Here is a 385-nt window from a genome sequence, read left to right on the forward strand (position 1 = left end):
TTCTGGAACTGATCTACGGCCTGTTGCGCCCATGGCTCGATTTTGTGAGACAGGGCGATAACGTGGATTTTCAAAGCGAAGCGAAAATCTTAGTTGTACTGGCTTGAATAGGCCTCGGCCTGCTGCGGGAAATAATCCACGCCGGGCATTGGTTTGCTCAGGCTGTGCGGGTTCAACTTCACGCGCACGGGCTTGCCACCCCAAATTTCTTCCAGGTTGTAATACTCGCGAATGGCGGGTTGCATCAAATGCACCACCACATCGCCCAGGTCGACCAGTACCCATTCGCCGGTGTCTTCACCTTCGGTGCTGAACACTTCGCCACCGTTTTCCTTGGTTTTCTCGCGAACGTTGTTGGCCAAAGCGCGTGTTTGGCGGTTTGAAG

Annotated in this window: 1 protein-coding gene; it reads right to left on the reverse strand. The window is 54.0% G+C overall.

Annotated features, from left to right (window positions below; all coding sequences use genetic code 11):
• Positions 1–89 precede the first annotated feature (89 nt).
• Positions 90–385 (reverse strand): ribosome silencing factor (rsfS, locus tag GV819_RS32860; RefSeq protein WP_161760141.1); only part of this gene is annotated, 296 nt, incomplete at its 5' end.

The sequence above is a fragment of the Pseudomonas sp. Fl5BN2 genome (assembly GCF_009908205.1).
In the GTDB taxonomy this organism is placed as follows: Bacteria; Pseudomonadota; Gammaproteobacteria; order Pseudomonadales; family Pseudomonadaceae; genus Aquipseudomonas.